Origin of the sequence: Bacillus sp. FF-1 (assembly GCF_028548245.1) — a bacterium.
In the GTDB taxonomy this organism is placed as follows: Bacteria; Bacillota; Bacilli; order Bacillales; family Bacillaceae_G; genus Bacillus_A; species Bacillus_A paranthracis.
Genome location: NZ_JAQQGG010000013.1, coordinates 1 through 18,554 on the forward strand (window position 1 = coordinate 1; position 18,554 = coordinate 18,554).

The following is an 18,554-nucleotide window of genomic DNA, read 5'->3' on the forward strand; positions in this document are numbered from 1 at the left end:
AGATTTCCCATAGCGTAAGCTAGTAAGATCCCTGAAAGATGATCAGGTTGATAGGTTCGAGGTGGAAGCATGGTGACATGTGGAGCTGACGAATACTAATAGATCGAGGACTTAACCATATAATATGTAGCAAATGTTATCTAGTTTTGAAGGAATATGCCTTCATAGTTTGGTGATGATGGCAGAGAGGTCACACCCGTTCCCATACCGAACACGGAAGTTAAGCTCTCTAGCGCCGATGGTAGTTGGGACCTTGTCCCTGTGAGAGTAGGACGTCGCCAAGCAACTAAGCACGAGTCAAATGACTCGTGTTTTTTCGTGTTTTCTTTTATAATCCATAGTAATAAAAAATGTATTTAAATAATTATTATTTTGATTAAATACAGGGGAATGTGGCTAGGATAGTAAATAAGCAAAAGAGTTGCAAATTTTATTAATACGTATATAATTAAAGTCAAAGATAGTCAAAGTCAATAAAGGTGGCGGATAAATGAGAAATATATCTGATATCATTGAGCAATATCTAAAGCAAGTTATTGACTTAAGTAATAATAATGTGATTGAAATCAAGAGAAATGAGATTGCGGATCGATTCGAGTGCGTACCATCTCAAATCAATTATGTGATCAATACCCGTTTTACGTTAGAAAGAGGATTTGTAGTAGAAAGTAAACGTGGTGGAGGAGGTTACATTCGCATTATAAAAGTCAAACTGCATGACGATATAGACATTATTGATCAAATGCTTCATATGATTGATCATAGCGTTGCGCAAGGAAATGCAGAGAGTATGATTATACGTTTAATAGAAGAGGGAATCATAACGAATCGTGAAGCTAAACTTATGTTAAGCGTACTAGATCGTTCTGTATTATCAATGGATGTTCCTTCTCGAGATGAACTTAGGGCTCGAATATTATGCGCAATGTTAAGAACACTGAAATATAAATAAATACAGCTTTTGTAAAAGAATAATAACTAAAAGATAAGGCAGTTAAATATTGTAGAAGTTTTGAAAAAAGAACACGCACTTTTATGTAAACGAATAAAGGAAAGTGAACAGTCTAGTAATGTATGAAAAGTACTATGAGATAGATCGTTCCTGTTGTAAAGGTGGGGATAGTGATGACTTGTCAAAACTGTAATATAAGACCAGCAACTTTACATTATACAAAAGTAATTAACGAAAAGAAGGCGGAAGTTCATCTTTGTGAGCAATGTGCAGAACAAAGTGGCTATACGTCTTTCTTTCAATCATCGCAGTCTAACTTTTCATTCCATGATTTATTTGCTGGGTTATTACACGGTGAATCAACAATGTTTGAAGAAGAAAAAAGCGGATTTTCGAACACAAATATATTAAGATGTCCAAATTGTAAAATGACATATGAGCAACTTACAAAGGTAGGACGCTTTGGATGTGCTTCTTGTTACGATACATTTAAGGAACATTTAAAGCCGTTATTAAAACGTCTTCACGGCGGGCATACAGATCATTGTGGAAAAATTCCGAAGCGTATAGAAGGAAATATTCACTTAAAGAAAGAATTAGATGAACTAAAACTCATTCTGAAACAATACGTACAGAAAGAGGAATTTGAGAAAGCTGCTGGAGTAAGGGATAAAATTAGAAATCTTGAAACTCAGCTTAGTGAGCATAGAGAGGGGGAATAGTTCTATGTCACTGGACAAAATTATGAATGAAGCGATTAGTCCATGGATGAAGGGAGATGGCCCTGATTCTGATATTGTTTTAAGTAGTCGAATTCGTTTGGCTCGTAATTTTAAAAAATATCAATTCTCTACTATGCAAAACGAAGAAGAAGCTAAACAGATTCAAGAATTATTTAAAAAGGAATTTATAAATAAAACAGTAGAACCTTTTGGAGAGTTTGAACTATTAAAAATGAATGAATTAACGCCTCTTCAAAGGAGAGTATTAGTTGAAAAGCATTTAATTAGTCCCAACCTTGCAGGAACAGAATATGGAGCGTGTCTATTGTCAGAAAACGAACATATTAGTGTTATGCTGAATGAAGAAGACCATATTCGGATTCAGTGCTTATTTTCAGGATTGCAGTTATCAGAGGCACTTCAAAGTGCTAATCAAATAGATAATTGGATTGAGAAAGAGGTTGAATATGCTTTTGATGAATCACTTGGATATATTACGAGCTGCCCTACTAACGTTGGTACAGGACTTAGGGCTTCCGTAATGATCCATTTACCAGGGCTCGTTTTAACGAAAAGAATTAGCCGTATTATACAAGTAATTCAAAAATTAGGGTTAGTAGTAAGAGGAATATACGGTGAAGGTAGCGAAGCGTTAGGTAATATATTTCAAGTGTCAAACCAAATGACGCTAGGAAAATCTGAAGAAGATATTATTGCAGATTTAAAGAGTGTCATTCAACAAATCATACAGCAAGAAAAGATGGCTAGAGAATTAATTGTACAAAATTCAAGTATTGAGCTTGAAGATAAAGTTTATCGCTCTTATGGCATACTAGCCAACAGTCGTTTAATTCAATCTGCGGAAGCAGCCAATTGCTTATCAGATTTACGACTTGGTATTGATTTAGGATATATAAAAGGTATATCGAGAAATATTTTGACTGAGCTAATGGTTCTTACACAACCAGGCATTTTACAACAATATGCGGGAGGACCTTTAGGGCCAGAAGAAAGAGATTATCGAAGAGCAACCTTAATCCGTGAGCGATTACGTATTGAAAAAAACTAAGCGCAAGTAGGAGGCGATTTCTATGATGTTTGGAAGATTTACAGAAAGAGCACAGAAAGTATTAGCTTTATCTCAAGAGGAAGCGATTCGTATTGGGCATAACAATATTGGAACAGAACATATTTTACTTGGGCTTGTACGCGAAGGTGAAGGAATTGCAGCAAAAGCGTTGATTGCTCTTGGATTAAGCCCGGAGAAAGTTCAAAAAGAAGTAGAAGCGTTAATTGGACGCGGAACAGAAGCTTCTCAAACCGTACATTATACACCGCGTGCTAAAAAGGTTATTGAGCTGTCTATGGATGAAGCTCGTAAATTAGGTCATTCTTACGTTGGAACAGAACATATTTTACTTGGTTTAATCCGCGAGGGTGAAGGGGTAGCAGCACGTGTTTTAAATAACTTAGGTGTTAGCTTAAATAAGGCAAGACAACAAGTATTGCAACTTCTTGGAAGTAATGAAGCAAGTTCAGGTCATCAAGGTGGTTCTTCAACAAATGCAAATACACCAACACTTGATAGCTTAGCACGTGATTTAACAGTTGTTGCACGTGAAAATCGTTTAGACCCTGTTATTGGACGTGGTAAAGAAATTCAACGTGTAATTGAAGTTTTAAGCCGTAGAACGAAAAACAATCCTGTATTAATTGGGGAGCCTGGTGTAGGTAAAACGGCAATTGCAGAAGGATTAGCACAACAAATCGTAAATAATGAAGTTCCTGAAACTTTAAGAGATAAGCGTGTTATGACACTAGATATGGGTACAGTGGTAGCCGGAACGAAATACCGTGGTGAATTTGAAGACCGTTTGAAGAAAGTAATGGATGAAATCCGCCAAGCAGGAAATATCATTCTATTTATTGATGAACTTCATACATTAATTGGTGCAGGTGGAGCAGAAGGTGCTATTGACGCATCGAACATTTTAAAACCATCTTTAGCTCGTGGGGAATTACAATGTATTGGAGCGACAACGTTAGATGAATATCGCAAATATATTGAAAAAGATGCAGCTTTAGAGAGACGTTTCCAACCAATTCACGTTGATGAGCCAAGTTTAGATGAATCAACTCAAATTTTGAAAGGTTTACGCGATCGTTATGAGGCACATCACCGCGTATCTATTACAGATGATGCAATTGATGCAGCTGTAAAGCTTTCAGATCGTTATATTACAGATCGTTTCTTACCAGATAAAGCAATTGATTTAATTGATGAAGCTGCTTCAAAGGTTCGCTTACGCTCTTATACAACACCACCAAATCTAAAAGAGCTTGAAGTGAAGCTTGAGGAAATTAGAAAAGAAAAAGATGCAGCTGTACAAAGTCAAGAGTTTGAAAAAGCTGCTTCCTTACGTGATATGGAACAACGTTTACGTGAGAAGTTAGAAGATACGAAGCGTCAATGGAAAGAGCAACAAGGAAAAGAAAACTCAGAAGTGACAGTAGAAGATATTGCAAATGTTGTTTCTACGTGGACTCGTATCCCGGTTTCTAAGCTTGCACAAACAGAGACTGATAAATTATTAAACTTAGAATCGATTCTTCACGATCGTGTTATTGGTCAAGATGAAGCGGTAGTAGCTGTGGCGAAAGCTGTTCGTCGTGCTAGAGCAGGTTTGAAAGATCCGAAACGTCCGATTGGTTCATTTATTTTCTTAGGACCAACAGGTGTAGGTAAAACGGAGCTAGCAAGAGCGTTGGCAGAATCTATGTTCGGTGATGAGGATGCAATGATTCGCATCGATATGTCTGAGTACATGGAGAAGCATTCTACTTCTCGTTTAGTTGGATCTCCTCCAGGATATGTTGGATATGAAGAAGGTGGACAATTAACAGAAAAGGTTCGCCGTAAGCCATATTCAGTTGTCTTATTAGATGAAGTAGAGAAAGCTCATCCTGATGTGTTTAACATTTTACTACAAGTATTAGAAGATGGTCGCTTAACAGATTCTAAAGGGCGTACAGTTGATTTCCGTAATACAATTGTTATTATGACATCTAACGTTGGTGCAGAAGCGTTAAAACGTAATAAACATCTTGGATTTAACGTACAAGATGAGAGCCGCGATTATTCAGATATGAAAGGTAAAGTAATGGATGAACTGAAAAAGGCATTCCGTCCAGAATTCTTAAACCGTATTGATGAAATTATCGTGTTCCATATGCTTGAGAAAAAACATATTCAAGAGATTGTAACACTTATGGTAAATCAGTTAGTAAATCGCTTAAAAGAGCAAGAAATTGAATTGCATTTAACAGAAGGAGCGATTTCGGCTATTGCTGATAAAGGGTTTGACCGAGAGTACGGTGCTCGTCCGCTTCGTAGAGCAATTCAGAAACATGTAGAAGATAGACTATCAGAAGAACTTTTAAAAGGTGCTATTGAGAAAGGACAAAAAGTTATCTTTGATGTTGAAGGAGAATCATTTGTCATTCATAGTGCTGAAAAGGTAAAATAAGTATAGACAAACTAAGAGGGCTACGAGATAGCCCTCTTTCTTGTACGATAAGGATAAATTGTTTATAGATGAAAGTGAAGTGAGATATAAAACGATATGGCTAAAAAGAAAACAAAATTCACATGTCAAGAGTGTGGGTATCAGTCACCAAAATATATGGGGAAATGCCCTGGATGTGGTCAATGGAATACGCTTGTTGAAGAGATGGAACCGGTTGTATCATCAAGGCGCCTTAATTATGCGAATGCAATTCAAACAGAAGTAACAAAACCAAGACGTCTAACAGAAGTGGAAACAAAGTCTGAGGCGCGTATTGAAACAAAATTTCAAGAATTTAACCGTGTACTTGGTGGCGGGATTGTAGATGGATCCTTAGTACTGATTGGTGGAGACCCCGGGATTGGAAAATCAACGTTACTATTACAAATATCATCACAATTAGCGGATTCTTCATATGATGTCCTATATATATCGGGTGAAGAATCAGCAAAACAGATTAAACTGCGTGCGGATCGTTTACATGTAAATGGTAGTAATCTATTTGTTGTATCAGAGACGGACTTACAGCGAATTGCAACACATATTGAAGAGGTGAACCCAGCCTTTGTTGTTATTGATTCTATTCAAACAATACATCTACCTGAAGTAACATCAGCACCGGGAAGTGTGGCACAAGTTCGTGAATGTACAGCGGAATTAATGAAACTTGCAAAAACGAAAGGAATCCCTATTTTTATCGTTGGACATGTGACAAAAGAGGGAGCGATTGCAGGACCTCGTATGTTAGAACATATGGTCGATGCAGTTCTTTACTTTGAAGGAGACCGTCATCATACATACCGCATTTTGCGAGCAGTAAAGAATCGTTTTGGTTCTACGAATGAAATGGGTATTTTTGAAATGAAAGAGCTTGGCCTTGCAGAAGTATTAAACCCTTCTGAAATTTTTCTTGAGGAAAGACCAGTTGGGGTTGCAGGATCAACAGTGGTTGCCTCAATGGAAGGAACAAGACCAGTTTTAGTAGAAATACAAGCATTAATTTCCCCTACTAGTTTTGGAAACCCTCGAAGAATGGCAACGGGAATTGATCATAACCGTGTATCGCTTATTATGGCAGTGCTAGAAAAAAGAACAGGCTTATTATTGCAAAATCAGGATGCATATTTAAAAGTAGCAGGTGGTTTGAAGTTAGATGAACCAGCAATTGATTTAGCTGTCGCTTTAAGTATAGCTTCAAGTTTTAGAGATAAATCTACGGCACCAACCGATGCAGTAATAGGAGAAGTAGGATTAACTGGAGAAATAAGAAGAGTATCAAGAATTGAACAACGTGTACAAGAAGCAGCTAAATTAGGATTTCAACGCGCTATTATTCCTAGAAAAAATTTGGGAGGATGGACAATTCCAGATGGGATTGAGGTAGTTGGTGTATCTAATTTAGGAGAAGCACTTCGTTTGACATTAGGAGGCTAGGCTATGGAAGAAAACAAGCAACGTGTCAAAAGTATGATTAATATTTTACAACTTGTGGCCCCGGGAACACCACTGCGCGAAGGGATAGATAATGTACTTCGCGCACAAACAGGGGGATTAATTGTTCTTGGATATAATGAGCAGATTAAAAGTATTGTTGATGGAGGTTTTCATATTAATTGTGCATTCTCTCCAGCTAGTTTATATGAATTAGCAAAAATGGATGGGGCACTTATTTTAAATGAAACGGGAAGTAAAATTTTGATTTCGAACGCACAGTTAGTTCCAGAGTCATCTATTGACTCTATTGAGACAGGTATGCGCCACCGAACGGCGGAGCGTGTAGCAAAGCAGACAGGCAGCCTTGTTGTGGCTATTTCACAAAGACGTAACGTAATTACGCTATATCAAGGGAATTTACGTTATACACTAAAAGATATAGGCGTTATTTTAACAAAGGCGAATCAAGCTATCCAAACGTTAGAAAAATATAAGGCTGTATGGAATGATGGGATTACGAATTTGGGCATTCTAGAATTTGAAGAGGTTGTTACAATGTCCGAGGTAGTCCATGTTTTACATAGTGTTGAAATGGTACTACGTATTAAAAATGAAATATTGAGCTATATTCATGAATTGGGAACAGAAGGTAGGTTAATTCGTTTACAACTTACGGAACTATTAGCCGACTTAGAAGCAGAGGCAGCGCTATTAATTAAAGATTACTATCAAGAAAAAACACAAGACCATCATCAAATTTTGAAAAAGTTACAAGAACTTGCGAATACACAACTTCTAGAGGACAGTGATTTAGTTAAATTACTTGGATACCCAGGACAAACGAGTTTAGAAGAAAGTGTGACGCCGAGAGGATACCGAATCACAAGCAAAATTTCGCGTGTTCCACCACTTATCATTGAAAATTTAATTAATCGATTTAAAACTTTGCAAGGTGTTTGTCGTGCAACTATTAATGAATTAGATGATGTGGAAGGAATTGGAGAAGTCAGGGCGAAGAAAATACGAGAAGGCCTAAAAAGAATTCAAGAGCATCTCTATATGAGTAGACACAATTAAGAATATTACATTGATTCCATAATATAACGACACTAGAACATTTTTGGTATATGATATGATATATTGGTAAATAAAACTATTTATAAAAAAACACGTCCGCTTTTGCATTCGGCGTTTTGATTAGCGAAACAATGGTTAATAATGAGTAGGAGGTGGTTGGATGTTAAAACGGATTGTACAGCTCTTCTTTTTAGTAATCGGGGGAGCGTTAGGGATTTACTTAATCCCAAAAGTTATTAATGTATTAGACATCGGTGCCGTTCCTTTATTGGAAGGATCGTATGTTCGTGCAATTATTGGTGCAATTATTTTATTTTTAACAACATTTTGGCTTGTAGATTATATTGTTCAACTTATTAAGCATATTGAAGAGGCTCTTGTAAAAGCGCCTGTAGCAGATGTTTTGTTTGGTACATTAGGTTTAATCTCTGGGCTTATTGTTGCGTATTTAATTTTAATACCAATTCGTGAATTTACAATTCCAGTTATTAGTACAGTGTTGCAAGTGTTCTTTACTCTTTTACTAGGATATTTAGGATTCCAAGTAGGGTTTAAAAAGAGGAATGAATTGCTAGGATTATTTACATTACCACAACGTGGGAAGAAGAAAAATAATAATAGTGAGAATGAAGAACCAGAAAATGAGGTAGAAGAATCTTTAGCGCATTGGAAAATTCTCGATACAAGTGTAATTATCGATGGACGTATTGCTGATATTTGCCAAACAAAGTTTTTAGAAGGAACAATTGTCATTCCGCAATTCGTGTTAGAAGAACTTCAGCACATTGCCGATTCTTCTGATGCTTTAAAACGTAATCGTGGTCGCAGAGGATTAGATATTTTAAATCGTATTCAAAAAGAGATGCCGATCCCGGTAGAAATTTATGAAGGCGATTTCGATGATATTCAGGAAGTGGATAGCAAACTTGTAAAGTTGGCGAAAATCACTGGTGGAACGGTAGTAACGAATGACTTCAACTTAAACAAAGTCTCTGAATTACAAGGGGTAACGGTGTTAAACATTAATGATTTAGCTAATGCAATTAAACCTGTTGTACTCCCAGGTGAAGAATTAAGTGTGTATGTTGTAAAAGATGGAAAAGAACAAAATCAAGGTGTAGCATATTTAGATGACGGCACGATGATTGTAGTAGAAGATGGTAGAGAATATGTAGGCTCACAACTCGATGTACTCGTTACGAGTGTGTTACAAACGTCGGCTGGGCGCATGATTTTTGCCAAACGTAAATTATTAGAAAAAGCATTATAAGTAGAGGATTATTAATATGTATACATTAATTATTCCAGCAGCTGGTCAAGGAAAGCGGATGGGTGCTGGCAAAAATAAGTTGTTCTTACTTATTAATGAAGTACCGATTATTGTGCATACGTTACGTGCTTTCGAACAGGATAAAGCATGTAAAAATATTATTATGGCAATTAACGAAGAAGAGCGTCCGTATTTTGAAGAGTTAATGCAAAAGTATCCGGTTGCAAAGCCAGTACAATTTATTCAAGGTGGAGCTGAAAGACAAGATAGTGTATATAATGCGATTCAGCATACGAGTGATGTTGAGTATGTTCTTGTACATGACGGTGCGCGCCCGTTCGTAACGAATAAAGTGATCCAAGATGTATTAACTGCAGCAGAAAAATATGGAGCTTCCATTTGTGCGGTGCCAGTGAAAGATACTGTTAAGAAAGTAGAGCAGGGTGTTGTTGTCGAAACGGTAGAAAGATCTCAACTTAAAGCTGTTCAAACACCGCAAGGGTTCTCTGTTTCTCTTTTGTTAGAAGCTCATAGAAGTGCGAAGCAGAGTTGTTTCCTTGGTACAGATGATGCAAGTCTCGTAGAACGTATCGGGAAGCAAGTAGGTGTAGTAGAGGGGAGTTACTATAATATTAAAGTGACGACCCCAGAGGATTTACTAATTGCTGAAAGTTTTCTTCACGTTCAAAAGAAATGATAGCAATGATTATAGCGAAGAGAAGCTCGGCAAAGGCCGGGCTTTTCTTTATAAGGATAGCGATATAATATAGAATCATAAAGCTCAGTAGTTTAGCTCGAGGAGGATGTAAAAAATGTTTCGAATTGGACAAGGTTTTGATGTGCATGAATTCGCGGAAGGTAGACCGTTAATTATTGGCGGAATTACAATTCCACATGAGAAAGGATTAATCGGTCACTCTGATGCAGATGTATTGTTACATACAATCGCGGATGCGTGTTTAGGTGCAATTGCAGCAGGAGATATTGGGAAACATTTTCCTGATACAGACCCTGCCTTTAAAGATGCTGATTCAGCTGTATTATTGCAAAAGGTTTGGGAGTTTGTGCGTGAACAAGGTTATGAATTAGGGAATTTAGATTGTACAATTATTGCTCAAAAGCCAAAAATGGCACCACATATTGAAAGTATGCGCAAACGCATTAGTGAGCTATTAGAAACGTCTATCGATAATATCAATGTAAAGGCAACAACAACAGAAAAATTAGGATTTACAGGTAGAGAAGAAGGAATTGCTTCTCAAGCAGTTGTTTTATTACAGAAAAAATAATGGTTTTTAATTCGTAAGATGGATAATCACATTTTTTTGGTGTACAATTATAGAATGTGTTGACATTAAGAATGGAAGGTGTACCAATTATGGAAAAGCAAGTGAGAGTGCGCTATGCGCCAAGTCCAACAGGACACTTACATATCGGAAATGCGCGTACGGCATTATTTAATTATTTATTTGCTCGTCATCAAGATGGTAAGTTTATTATTCGTATTGAAGATACTGATGTAAAACGTAATGTTGCTGGTGGAGAAGAAAGCCAATTAAAATACTTGAAATGGCTCGGTATGGACTGGGATGAAGGTGTTGATGTTGGTGGTGAATTTGGACCATATCGTCAAACAGAGCGTTTAGATATTTATAAAAAGTTATATGAAGATTTATTAGAGCGTGGTTTAGCTTACAAATGTTATATGACAGAAGAAGAGCTAGAAGCAGAACGCGAAGGGCAAATTGCTCGTGGTGAAACACCTCGTTACGCAGGTAACCACCGTGATTTAACTGAAGCGCAAGTGAAAGAATTTGAAGCTGAGGGACGTATTCCAAGTATTCGTTTCCGCGTACCAGCTGACCGTGATTACACATTTAAAGATATTGTAAAAGATGAAGTTGCATTCCATTCAAATGATTTCGGTGATTTCGTTATCGTGAAAAAAGATGGAATTCCAACTTATAACTTTGCAGTAGCAGTAGATGATCACTTAATGGAAATTACACACGTACTTCGTGGTGATGACCATATTTCAAACACGCCAAAACAAATGATGATTTATGAAGCTTTCGGTTGGGATATTCCGCAATTCGGTCATATGACTTTAATTGTAAATGAAAGCCGTAAAAAATTAAGTAAGCGTGATGAATCTATTATTCAATTTATTGAGCAATATAAAGAGCTTGGATATCTTCCAGAAGCAATCTTTAACTTTATTGCACTACTAGGTTGGTCGCCAGTAGGAGAAGAAGAAATCTTCTCTCAAGAAGAGTTTATCAAAATGTTTGATGCAGCTCGTTTATCAAAATCACCTGCATTATTTGATTCTCAAAAACTAAAATGGATGAATAACCAATATATGAAAAAGCAAGATTTAGATACGGTGGTAGAATTAAGCTTACCGCATTTAGTGAAGGCTGGACGTATAGGTGAAACTTTAAGTGAACAAGAACAAGCTTGGATTCGTGATGTAATTGCGTTATATCATGAACAAATGAGCTTTGGAGCTGAAATTGTAGAGCTTTCTGAAATGTTCTTCAAAGATCATGTTGATTATGAAGAAGAAGGACAAGAAGTATTAAAAGGTGAACAAGTACCAGAAGTACTTCGTGCATTTGCTGGTCAAGTAGAAGCACTAGAAGCTATGGAACCGGCAGCAATTAAGGCGGCTATTAAAGCAGTTCAAAAGGAAACAGGTCATAAAGGTAAAAACTTATTTATGCCAATCCGTGTTGCAACTACTGGTCAAACACACGGTCCAGAGCTTCCTAATGCTATTGCACTTCTTGGAAAAGAAAAAGTTTTAAATCGTCTTCAAAAAGTAATTGGTTAACATTTTCTAGGTTTAGAAATATAATAAGTATACTTAAAACCTAATAAGGAAAAGCGACGAGAAGGAGAAGTAGAAAATCAGGCTTTTTACAGAGAGAACCACCTTAGGCTGGAAGTGGTTTATAAGCGGATTTTTGAAATGCCCCTTCGAGTCTTCTGCTGAACAGCAAATTGTTTTGCGAAACGTCTTAGGACGTAAAGTAAGCAGAAGCGGTGTACACCGTTATCAGAGATGAGTTTGAGGCTTTTTTTAGCCTAAACAGAGTGGAACCGCGCTTATAAGGCGTCTCTGTCAATATGACAGAGACGCCTTTTTTTATACCGTAAAATTGGGTATGAGTATAAGTTTTATCCACGTGTATAAAGATTTAGGGGGATAAGTAGGGAGTTAGTTCACTCGAAAAAGCAGCCCATAAAGGGGAGGGAACGTCGATGTTTAAGAGGCTTCGGGAAGATATTGAAGTCGTTTTTGAACAGGATCCAGCGGCAAGAAGTTATTTCGAAGTCATTTTGACTTACTCTGGATTACATGCAGTTTGGGCCCATCGAATTGCACATGCTTTTTATAAAAAGAATTTCTTCTTTATTGCACGTTGGATCTCACAAGTTAGTCGTTTCTTTACTGGCATTGAGATTCATCCAGGAGCAACAATTGGTCGTCGTTTTTTCATTGACCATGGAATGGGAGTTGTAATTGGAGAAACGTGCGAAATTGGTGATAATGTAACGATCTATCAAGGAGTTACATTAGGTGGTACGGGTAAAGAAAAGGGAAAGAGGCACCCTACAATTCAGGATAATGTATTAATTGCCACAGGTGCTAAAGTACTGGGTTCTATTACAGTTGGAGAGAATTCTAAAATTGGAGCAGGTTCTGTCGTATTAAAAGAAGTCCCTGCACATTCTACAGTTGTAGGTATACCTGGCCGAGTCGTTATTCAAAATGGCGTAAAGATTGGTCAAGAATTGAATCATTCCGACCTTCCAGACCCAATTTTTGATAAATTAAAGGTCATGGAAGTAGAACTTGATAAATTGAAAAAACAACTTGAAGTAAAGGTAGAAAGGAAGGATAAAAATGACTATTCACATTTATAATACGTTAACACGTCAAAAGGAAGAGTTTATTCCATTAGAAGAAAATAAGGTAAAGATGTATGTATGCGGACCTACAGTTTATAACTATATTCACATCGGGAACGCAAGACCACCTATGGTATTTGATACAGTGCGCCGTTATTTAGAATATAAAGGATACGATGTGCAGTATGTATCTAACTTTACTGACGTAGATGATAAATTAATTAAAGCGGCAAATGAATTAGGTGAAGATGTGCCGACAATTGCGGACCGTTTCGTGGAAGCATATTTTGAAGATGTAACGGCACTAGGTTGCAAACATGCAACAGTTCATCCGCGTGTAACAGAAAATATGGATATCATTATTGAATTTATTCAAGAACTTGTGAATAAAGGATATGCATATGAATCAGAAGGGGATGTGTACTTTAGAACGAAGGAATTCGAAGGGTACGGTAAGTTATCACATCAACCGATCGCGGACTTACGTCACGGTGCGCGTATTGAAGTAGGAGAAAAGAAACAAGACCCTCTTGATTTTGCACTATGGAAAGCTGCGAAAGAAGGAGAAATCTTCTGGGAAAGCCCTTGGGGTCAAGGTCGCCCAGGCTGGCATATCGAGTGCTCGGCAATGGCGCGTAAATACTTAGGGGATACAATTGATATTCACGCTGGTGGTCAAGACTTGGCATTTCCTCATCACGAGAATGAAATCGCGCAGTCTGAGGCGTTAACAGGAAAAACATTTGCACGTTATTGGATGCACAATGGATATATTAATATTAATAATGAGAAAATGTCTAAGTCACTTGGGAACTTCATTTTAGTTCACGATATCATTAAGCAATATGATCCGCAGTTAATTAGATTCTTTATGCTATCAGTACACTACCGTCACCCAATTAATTTCAGTGAAGAGTTATTACGAAGCACAAATAACGGACTGGAAAGAATTAAAACAGCTTACGGTAATTTAAAACACCGTATGGAAAGTAGTACGGATTTAACAGATCATGATGAGAAGTGGTTAGCTGACCTGAAAAAATTCCAAACTGCATTTGAAGAAGCGATGAATGATGACTTCAATACTGCCAATGCAATCACTGAGTTATATAATGTAGCAAATCATGCAAATCAATATTTACTGGAAGAACATACGTCTACAGTGGTAATTGAAGCATACGTAAAACAACTTGAAACATTATTTGATATTCTAGGGTTAGAATTAGCGCAAGAAGAGTTACTAGATGAAGAAATTGAAGCGCTTATTCAAAAACGTATTGAAGCTCGTAAAAATCGTGATTTTGCATTATCAGATCAAATTCGCGATGATTTAAAAAATCGTAATATTATTTTAGAAGATACCGCTCAAGGTACAAGATGGAAAAGAGGATAAGAATGATTGATGCAAAGCAATTAAACAGCTTAGCGTTAGCATATATGGGTGATGCGGTATATGAACAATATATCCGCTATCACCTACTTCAAAAAGGGAAGGTTCGTCCTAATCAGTTGCATCGATTAGGGACAAGCTTTGTTTCGGCAAAAGCACAGGCGAAAGTTGTTTATCATTTATTAGAGACAGCGTTTTTAACTGAGGAAGAAGAGGCAGTACTAAGAAGAGGGCGTAATGCAAATTCAGGTACTGTTCCGAAAAATACAGATGTACAAACATATCGACATAGTACAGCCTTTGAAGCGTTAATTGGCTATCATCACTTATTAAATAATCGTGAAAGATTAGACGAAATTATATATAAGGCAATTGCTGTTCTAGAAGAAAAGGAAGGGGGCACATCATCATGAGTAGTGAATATATTATCGGACGTAACCCTGTAATTGAAGCGTTACGATCAGGGAGAGATATTAATAAAATTTGGATCGCAGAAGGTGCTGCCAAAGGACAAGTACAAATTGTACTAGCACTAGCGAAAGAAAATAAAATTATTTTGCAACATGCACCAAAAAAGAAGTTAGATCAATTAGTTGAGGGGAACCATCAAGGTGTAATTGCTCAAGTGGCCGCATATCAATATGCTGAGCTAGAAGATCTATTCAAAGTAGCAGAGAAGCGTAATGAAGATCCATTCTTCTTAATTTTAGATGAAATTGAAGACCCGCATAACCTCGGTTCTATTATGCGTACTGCGGACGCGACAGGAGCTCATGGAATTATAATTCCGAAAAGAAGAGCTGTGGGACTTACTGCATCAGTTGCGAAAGCATCTACTGGGGCAATTGAATATATTCCTGTTGCACGTGTAACGAATTTATCTCGTACAATCGATGAATTAAAAGAACGTGGACTTTGGATTGCTGGTACAGATGCAAAAGGAAAAACGGATTACCGTAATTTAGATGGTAAAATGCCAATTGGATTAGTAATTGGAAGTGAAGGAAAAGGTATGAGTCGTATTATTGGTGAAAAATGTGATTTCTTAATTACTTTACCGATGGTTGGTAAAGTTACATCCTTAAATGCTTCAGTGGCCGCAAGTTTGTTAATGTATGAGGTATATCGTAAACGTAACGAAATTGGTAAATAAAAAATGAACGATATTTTAATCGTTGACGGTTACAACATTATTGGAGCTTGGGGAGACTTGAAAAAACTACGGGATGTAGATTTGCAATCATCAAGAGATGCACTGATTGATAAGATGGCGGATTACCAAGGTTACACAGGTACAAAGGTAATGATCGTTTTTGATGCTTATACAGTCCACGGTATTGAAAAAAAGATGAAACAATCACGTGTGGAAGTTATATTCACGAGGAAGAATCAAACTGCAGATGAAAAGATAGAGCAACTTGCAATTGAGCTTAGAAATATAAATACGCAAATATATGTTGCGACTTCTGATTATACGGAACAATGGGTTATATTTGCTCAAGGTGCGCTCCGGAAATCTGCGCGGGAATTAGAGTTGGAAGTACAAGCGATGGAGCAACAAGTAAGAAGGCGTACACAAGACACAAAAGAAAAGCAACCTGCTATGCGAAAGATATTTAGTAAAGATATTACAGAAAAGTTAGAAAAATTAAGAAGAGGAGAGCGTTGAAGCATTGACGCTCTTTGTCTTTTTACTGTATAATATTTCTAAATAAATAGCGGTCGGAGGGATCAAGGTGGAAGCAGGCTTCGTAAGTGTAGGCGACGTTACATTTCGTGATTTAGAAGATGAGGCAATCGTTGAGTTAGTTCGAAAAGGTAATACTGACGCTCTAGAATATTTGATTCACAAATATAAGAACTTTGTTCGCGCGAAATCGAGATCTTATTTCTTAGTGGGTGCCGATCGAGAAGATATTGTTCAAGAAGGTATGATTGGATTGTTTAAAGCGATTCGTGATTATAAAGAGGACAAGCTGTCTTCATTCAAAGCATTTGCTGAACTGTGTATCACTCGACAAATTATTACCGCTATTAAAACAGCAACCAGGCAAAAACATATTCCGTTAAATTCATATGTGTCTTTAGATAAACCGATTTATGACGAGGAATCTGATCGGACATTATTAGATGTTATTTCGGAAGCGAAGGTAACTGATCCTGAAGAAATGATTATAAGTCAGGAAGAATATACCGACATAGAATCTAAAATATCTGAATTATTAAGCGATTTAGAAAGAAAAGTGCTTTCTTTATATCTAGACGGTCGTTCTTATCAAGAGATTTCGGAACAGTTAAATAGACATGTGAAATCTATTGATAACGCTTTACAGAGAGTGAAGCGGAAATTGGAACGATATATGGAAATGAGAGAGAGTACCACTTCAAATTAATAACAAGAGCTACAGGTGTAAAAAATCACCTGTTTTCTTTTTGTAGCGAGTACAAAAGGCATGTCATTGACATTGTCTTTTATTGTATGATACATTTTTAGGGACATAATGTTACAAGGTTGGTGTAACTAATGAGGAAAAAAGTTGTACTCTCATGTGAAGAGTGTAAAAATCGAAACTACTCTACGATGAAAGATACGAGCTCAGTAGAGCGACTTGAAATAAAGAAATTTTGTAAAACATGCAATCAGCATACAGTTCACAAGGAAACAAAATAAATAATTGAAATAATACACTGGAGGTCCCGTAGATGCGTTTAACGAACTTTTTCGGCGATGTAGGTCGCGAAATGAAAAAAGTAAGTTGGCCTAAAAAAGATGAATTACTCCGTTCAACAGCGACTGTTATCGCTACAGTTGTCTTCTTTGCGATTTTCTTCGCAGTAGTTGATATGGGCATTTCTTCTTTAATTCGGTTAATTCTTGGTTAATTCTTGAATAAGAAGCACTTATCCATGATATAATGTTATTTATAAGAACTGTGTAAAAGCCCGGTGAACGGGTTTTTTCATTTGCGCAAAAAAATGTACGTCAGGGAGGGAAGGACGCTCGTCCTAAATGAATGGAAAAAAGTTGGTATGTTGTCCATACTTATTCTGGATATGAAAATAAAGTAAAAGCAAACCTAGAGAAACGTGTAGAATCAATGGGTATGCAAGATAAAATTTTCCGTGTTGTTGTCCCGGAAGAAGTAGAAGTAGAAATGAAAAACGGTAAAGAAAAATTAATGAAAAGAAAAGTGTTCCCAGGTTATGTATTAGTAGAATTAATCATGACTGATGACTCTTGGTATGTTGTACGTAACACGCCAGGTGTAACTGGGTTCGTTGGTTCTTCTGGTTCTGGATCTAAACCATCACCTCTATTAGAAGAGGAAGTTGTTACCATTATGAAACATATGGGAATGGACAACGAAGTGGTTGATTTCGACTTTGAACTTCATGAGACAGTACGTGTAAATGAGGGACCATTCGCAGATTATACAGGTGCTATCGAAGAAATTGATGTGGAGAAGAAGAAGGTTAGTGTGCTTGTGGACATGTTTGGTCGCGAGACTCCAGTTGAACTTGACTTCCATCAAATTGAAAAATTATAAAATGAAACTTGAAATGAATTGTAAAAAGTGATAATATCTTTTAAGTCAGTACGTCTTCGTTATCGGAGACGTTTTTTGAAAGATTTTATCCTTAGAGATAAAATATGACGTGGGAGGGCAAATCACTGTCCAATTGACCACATCACGGACTTAAGGAGGTGTGTCTCGTGGCTAAAAAGGTAATTAAAATGGTAAAGCTTCAAATTCCTGCAGGTAAAGCTAACCCAGCTCCACCAGTTGGTCCAGCATTAGGACAAGCAGGTGTTAACATCATGGGCTTCTGTAAAGAGTTTAACGCTCGTACAGCAGATCAAGCTGGTCTTATCATCCCTGTTGAAATTACGGTATTTGAGGACCGTTCATTCACTTTCATTACTAAAACTCCTCCTGCTGCTGTTCTTCTTAAGAAAGTAGCTGGTATTGAGTCTGGTTCTGGTGAACCAAACCGTAATAAAGTGGCAACTGTTAAGCGTGATAAAGTACGCGAAATCGCTGAAACTAAAATGCCTGACCTAAACGCTGCTAGCGTAGAAGCTGCAATGCGTATGGTTGAAGGTACTGCACGCAGTATGGGCATCGTTATCGAAGACTAATTCGATTTGTTTTTTAAAAAAGGTTGCGGGTCTGGAATTCCAATTCGCAACCTTTATTATCGTAAATGATTATCGTTTTTAAAT

Annotated in this window: 20 protein-coding genes, 2 rRNA genes and 1 other annotated feature; all 22 genes read left to right on the top strand. The window is 37.1% G+C overall.

Annotation, left to right across the window (positions count from 1 at the left end):
* Positions 1–119, top strand: a 23S ribosomal RNA gene (locus PQF83_RS26670); the annotation flags it as partial.
* Between the two features lie 49 nt (positions 120–168).
* A 5S ribosomal RNA gene (gene rrf / locus PQF83_RS26675) occupies positions 169–284 on the top strand.
* 206 nt (positions 285–490) lie between these two features.
* Entirely contained in the window at positions 491–952 is a 462-nt protein-coding gene (gene ctsR, locus PQF83_RS26680) for a transcriptional regulator CtsR (protein WP_001244563.1), read from the top strand.
* A gap of 173 nt (positions 953–1,125) precedes the next feature.
* Positions 1,126–1,674: a UvrB/UvrC motif-containing protein gene (locus PQF83_RS26685; protein ID WP_000128382.1), complete on the top strand. Its 549-nt coding sequence runs from the start codon at positions 1,126–1,128 to the stop codon at positions 1,672–1,674.
* Between the two features lie 4 nt (positions 1,675–1,678).
* Positions 1,679–2,743 carry a protein arginine kinase gene (locus tag PQF83_RS26690; RefSeq protein WP_000050825.1) on the top strand — a complete coding sequence of 355 codons (1,065 nt, stop codon included), beginning with the start codon at positions 1,679–1,681 and terminating at the stop codon, positions 2,741–2,743.
* A 22-nt stretch (positions 2,744–2,765) separates the two neighbouring features.
* Positions 2,766–5,201 carry an ATP-dependent protease ATP-binding subunit ClpC gene (gene clpC, locus PQF83_RS26695; protein WP_000971179.1) on the top strand — a complete coding sequence of 812 codons (2,436 nt, stop codon included), beginning with the start codon at positions 2,766–2,768 and terminating at the stop codon, positions 5,199–5,201.
* Positions 5,202–5,297: 96 nt separating this feature from the next.
* Positions 5,298–6,674: a DNA repair protein RadA gene (gene radA, locus PQF83_RS26700; protein WP_001085212.1), complete on the top strand. Its 1,377-nt coding sequence runs from the start codon at positions 5,298–5,300 to the stop codon at positions 6,672–6,674.
* Positions 6,675–6,677: 3 nt separating this feature from the next.
* A complete protein-coding gene (disA, locus tag PQF83_RS26705) occupies positions 6,678–7,751 on the top strand; it encodes a DNA integrity scanning diadenylate cyclase DisA (RefSeq protein ID WP_000392171.1) in 1,074 nt (357 codons plus the stop codon).
* 160 nt (positions 7,752–7,911) lie between these two features.
* Positions 7,912–9,021, top strand: coding sequence for a PIN/TRAM domain-containing protein (locus tag PQF83_RS26710; RefSeq protein ID WP_000919684.1), 1,110 nt, complete (start codon positions 7,912–7,914; stop codon positions 9,019–9,021).
* Positions 9,022–9,037: 16 nt separating this feature from the next.
* Entirely contained in the window at positions 9,038–9,718 is a 681-nt protein-coding gene (ispD, locus tag PQF83_RS26715; protein WP_000288304.1) for a 2-C-methyl-D-erythritol 4-phosphate cytidylyltransferase, read from the top strand.
* A 115-nt stretch (positions 9,719–9,833) separates the two neighbouring features.
* Positions 9,834–10,310 (top strand): 2-C-methyl-D-erythritol 2,4-cyclodiphosphate synthase, encoded by a 477-nt coding sequence (ispF, locus tag PQF83_RS26720; protein WP_000488386.1) that lies wholly within the window; start codon positions 9,834–9,836, stop codon positions 10,308–10,310.
* A gap of 89 nt (positions 10,311–10,399) precedes the next feature.
* Positions 10,400–11,857, top strand: coding sequence for a glutamate--tRNA ligase (gene gltX, locus PQF83_RS26725; RefSeq protein ID WP_000415154.1), 1,458 nt, complete (start codon positions 10,400–10,402; stop codon positions 11,855–11,857).
* A gap of 47 nt (positions 11,858–11,904) precedes the next feature.
* Positions 11,905–12,150: a binding site (T-box leader), on the top strand.
* A 138-nt stretch (positions 12,151–12,288) separates the two neighbouring features.
* Positions 12,289–12,954: a serine O-acetyltransferase gene (gene cysE, locus PQF83_RS26730; protein WP_000476500.1), complete on the top strand. Its 666-nt coding sequence runs from the start codon at positions 12,289–12,291 to the stop codon at positions 12,952–12,954.
* Positions 12,935–14,332, top strand: a complete 1,398-nt coding sequence (gene cysS, locus PQF83_RS26735; RefSeq protein WP_000152258.1) for a cysteine--tRNA ligase — start codon at positions 12,935–12,937, stop codon at positions 14,330–14,332. The genes cysE and cysS overlap by 20 nt, the downstream gene beginning before the upstream one ends.
* A 2-nt stretch (positions 14,333–14,334) precedes the next feature.
* The gene (locus tag PQF83_RS26740) at positions 14,335–14,742 is read left to right on the top strand and encodes a Mini-ribonuclease 3 (RefSeq protein ID WP_000564260.1); all 408 of its coding nucleotides are present in this window, start codon (positions 14,335–14,337) and stop codon (positions 14,740–14,742) included.
* The gene (gene rlmB / locus PQF83_RS26745; RefSeq protein WP_000093759.1) at positions 14,739–15,482 is read left to right on the top strand and encodes a 23S rRNA (guanosine(2251)-2'-O)-methyltransferase RlmB; all 744 of its coding nucleotides are present in this window, start codon (positions 14,739–14,741) and stop codon (positions 15,480–15,482) included. The genes PQF83_RS26740 and rlmB overlap by 4 nt, the downstream gene beginning before the upstream one ends.
* Before the next feature lie 3 nt (positions 15,483–15,485).
* Positions 15,486–15,998 carry an NYN domain-containing protein gene (locus tag PQF83_RS26750; RefSeq protein WP_000997883.1) on the top strand — a complete coding sequence of 171 codons (513 nt, stop codon included), beginning with the start codon at positions 15,486–15,488 and terminating at the stop codon, positions 15,996–15,998.
* A 67-nt stretch (positions 15,999–16,065) separates the two neighbouring features.
* A complete protein-coding gene (locus PQF83_RS26755; RefSeq protein WP_000387199.1) occupies positions 16,066–16,722 on the top strand; it encodes an RNA polymerase sporulation sigma factor SigH in 657 nt (218 codons plus the stop codon).
* Positions 16,723–16,853: 131 nt separating this feature from the next.
* The gene (gene rpmG / locus PQF83_RS26760) at positions 16,854–17,000 is read left to right on the top strand and encodes a 50S ribosomal protein L33 (RefSeq protein WP_002070160.1); all 147 of its coding nucleotides are present in this window, start codon (positions 16,854–16,856) and stop codon (positions 16,998–17,000) included.
* 32 nt (positions 17,001–17,032) lie between these two features.
* Positions 17,033–17,212 (top strand): preprotein translocase subunit SecE, encoded by a 180-nt coding sequence (gene secE / locus PQF83_RS26765; RefSeq protein ID WP_001241321.1) that lies wholly within the window; start codon positions 17,033–17,035, stop codon positions 17,210–17,212.
* 131 nt (positions 17,213–17,343) lie between these two features.
* Complete coding sequence (gene nusG, locus PQF83_RS26770) at positions 17,344–17,877, top strand: transcription termination/antitermination protein NusG (protein ID WP_000415794.1); 534 nt, start codon at positions 17,344–17,346, stop codon at positions 17,875–17,877.
* Positions 17,878–18,044: 167 nt separating this feature from the next.
* Positions 18,045–18,470 (top strand): 50S ribosomal protein L11, encoded by a 426-nt coding sequence (gene rplK, locus PQF83_RS26775; RefSeq protein WP_001085872.1) that lies wholly within the window; start codon positions 18,045–18,047, stop codon positions 18,468–18,470.
* Positions 18,471–18,554: the final 84 nt, after the last annotated feature.

Coding starts and splice junctions, on each gene's coding strand:
- ctsR (WP_001244563.1), top strand. CDS start 491: ATGAGAAATATATCTGATATCATTGAGCAATATCTAAAGCAAGTTATT.
- PQF83_RS26685 (WP_000128382.1), top strand. CDS start 1,126: ATGACTTGTCAAAACTGTAATATAAGACCAGCAACTTTACATTATACA.
- PQF83_RS26690 (WP_000050825.1), top strand. CDS start 1,679: ATGTCACTGGACAAAATTATGAATGAAGCGATTAGTCCATGGATGAAG.
- clpC (WP_000971179.1), top strand. CDS start 2,766: ATGATGTTTGGAAGATTTACAGAAAGAGCACAGAAAGTATTAGCTTTA.
- radA (WP_001085212.1), top strand. CDS start 5,298: ATGGCTAAAAAGAAAACAAAATTCACATGTCAAGAGTGTGGGTATCAG.
- disA (WP_000392171.1), top strand. CDS start 6,678: ATGGAAGAAAACAAGCAACGTGTCAAAAGTATGATTAATATTTTACAA.
- PQF83_RS26710 (WP_000919684.1), top strand. CDS start 7,912: ATGTTAAAACGGATTGTACAGCTCTTCTTTTTAGTAATCGGGGGAGCG.
- ispD (WP_000288304.1), top strand. CDS start 9,038: ATGTATACATTAATTATTCCAGCAGCTGGTCAAGGAAAGCGGATGGGT.
- ispF (WP_000488386.1), top strand. CDS start 9,834: ATGTTTCGAATTGGACAAGGTTTTGATGTGCATGAATTCGCGGAAGGT.
- gltX (WP_000415154.1), top strand. CDS start 10,400: ATGGAAAAGCAAGTGAGAGTGCGCTATGCGCCAAGTCCAACAGGACAC.
- cysE (WP_000476500.1), top strand. CDS start 12,289: ATGTTTAAGAGGCTTCGGGAAGATATTGAAGTCGTTTTTGAACAGGAT.
- cysS (WP_000152258.1), top strand. CDS start 12,935: ATGACTATTCACATTTATAATACGTTAACACGTCAAAAGGAAGAGTTT.
- PQF83_RS26740 (WP_000564260.1), top strand. CDS start 14,335: ATGATTGATGCAAAGCAATTAAACAGCTTAGCGTTAGCATATATGGGT.
- rlmB (WP_000093759.1), top strand. CDS start 14,739: ATGAGTAGTGAATATATTATCGGACGTAACCCTGTAATTGAAGCGTTA.
- PQF83_RS26750 (WP_000997883.1), top strand. CDS start 15,486: ATGAACGATATTTTAATCGTTGACGGTTACAACATTATTGGAGCTTGG.
- rpmG (WP_002070160.1), top strand. CDS start 16,854: ATGAGGAAAAAAGTTGTACTCTCATGTGAAGAGTGTAAAAATCGAAAC.
- secE (WP_001241321.1), top strand. CDS start 17,033: ATGCGTTTAACGAACTTTTTCGGCGATGTAGGTCGCGAAATGAAAAAA.
- nusG (WP_000415794.1), top strand. CDS start 17,344: ATGGAAAAAAGTTGGTATGTTGTCCATACTTATTCTGGATATGAAAAT.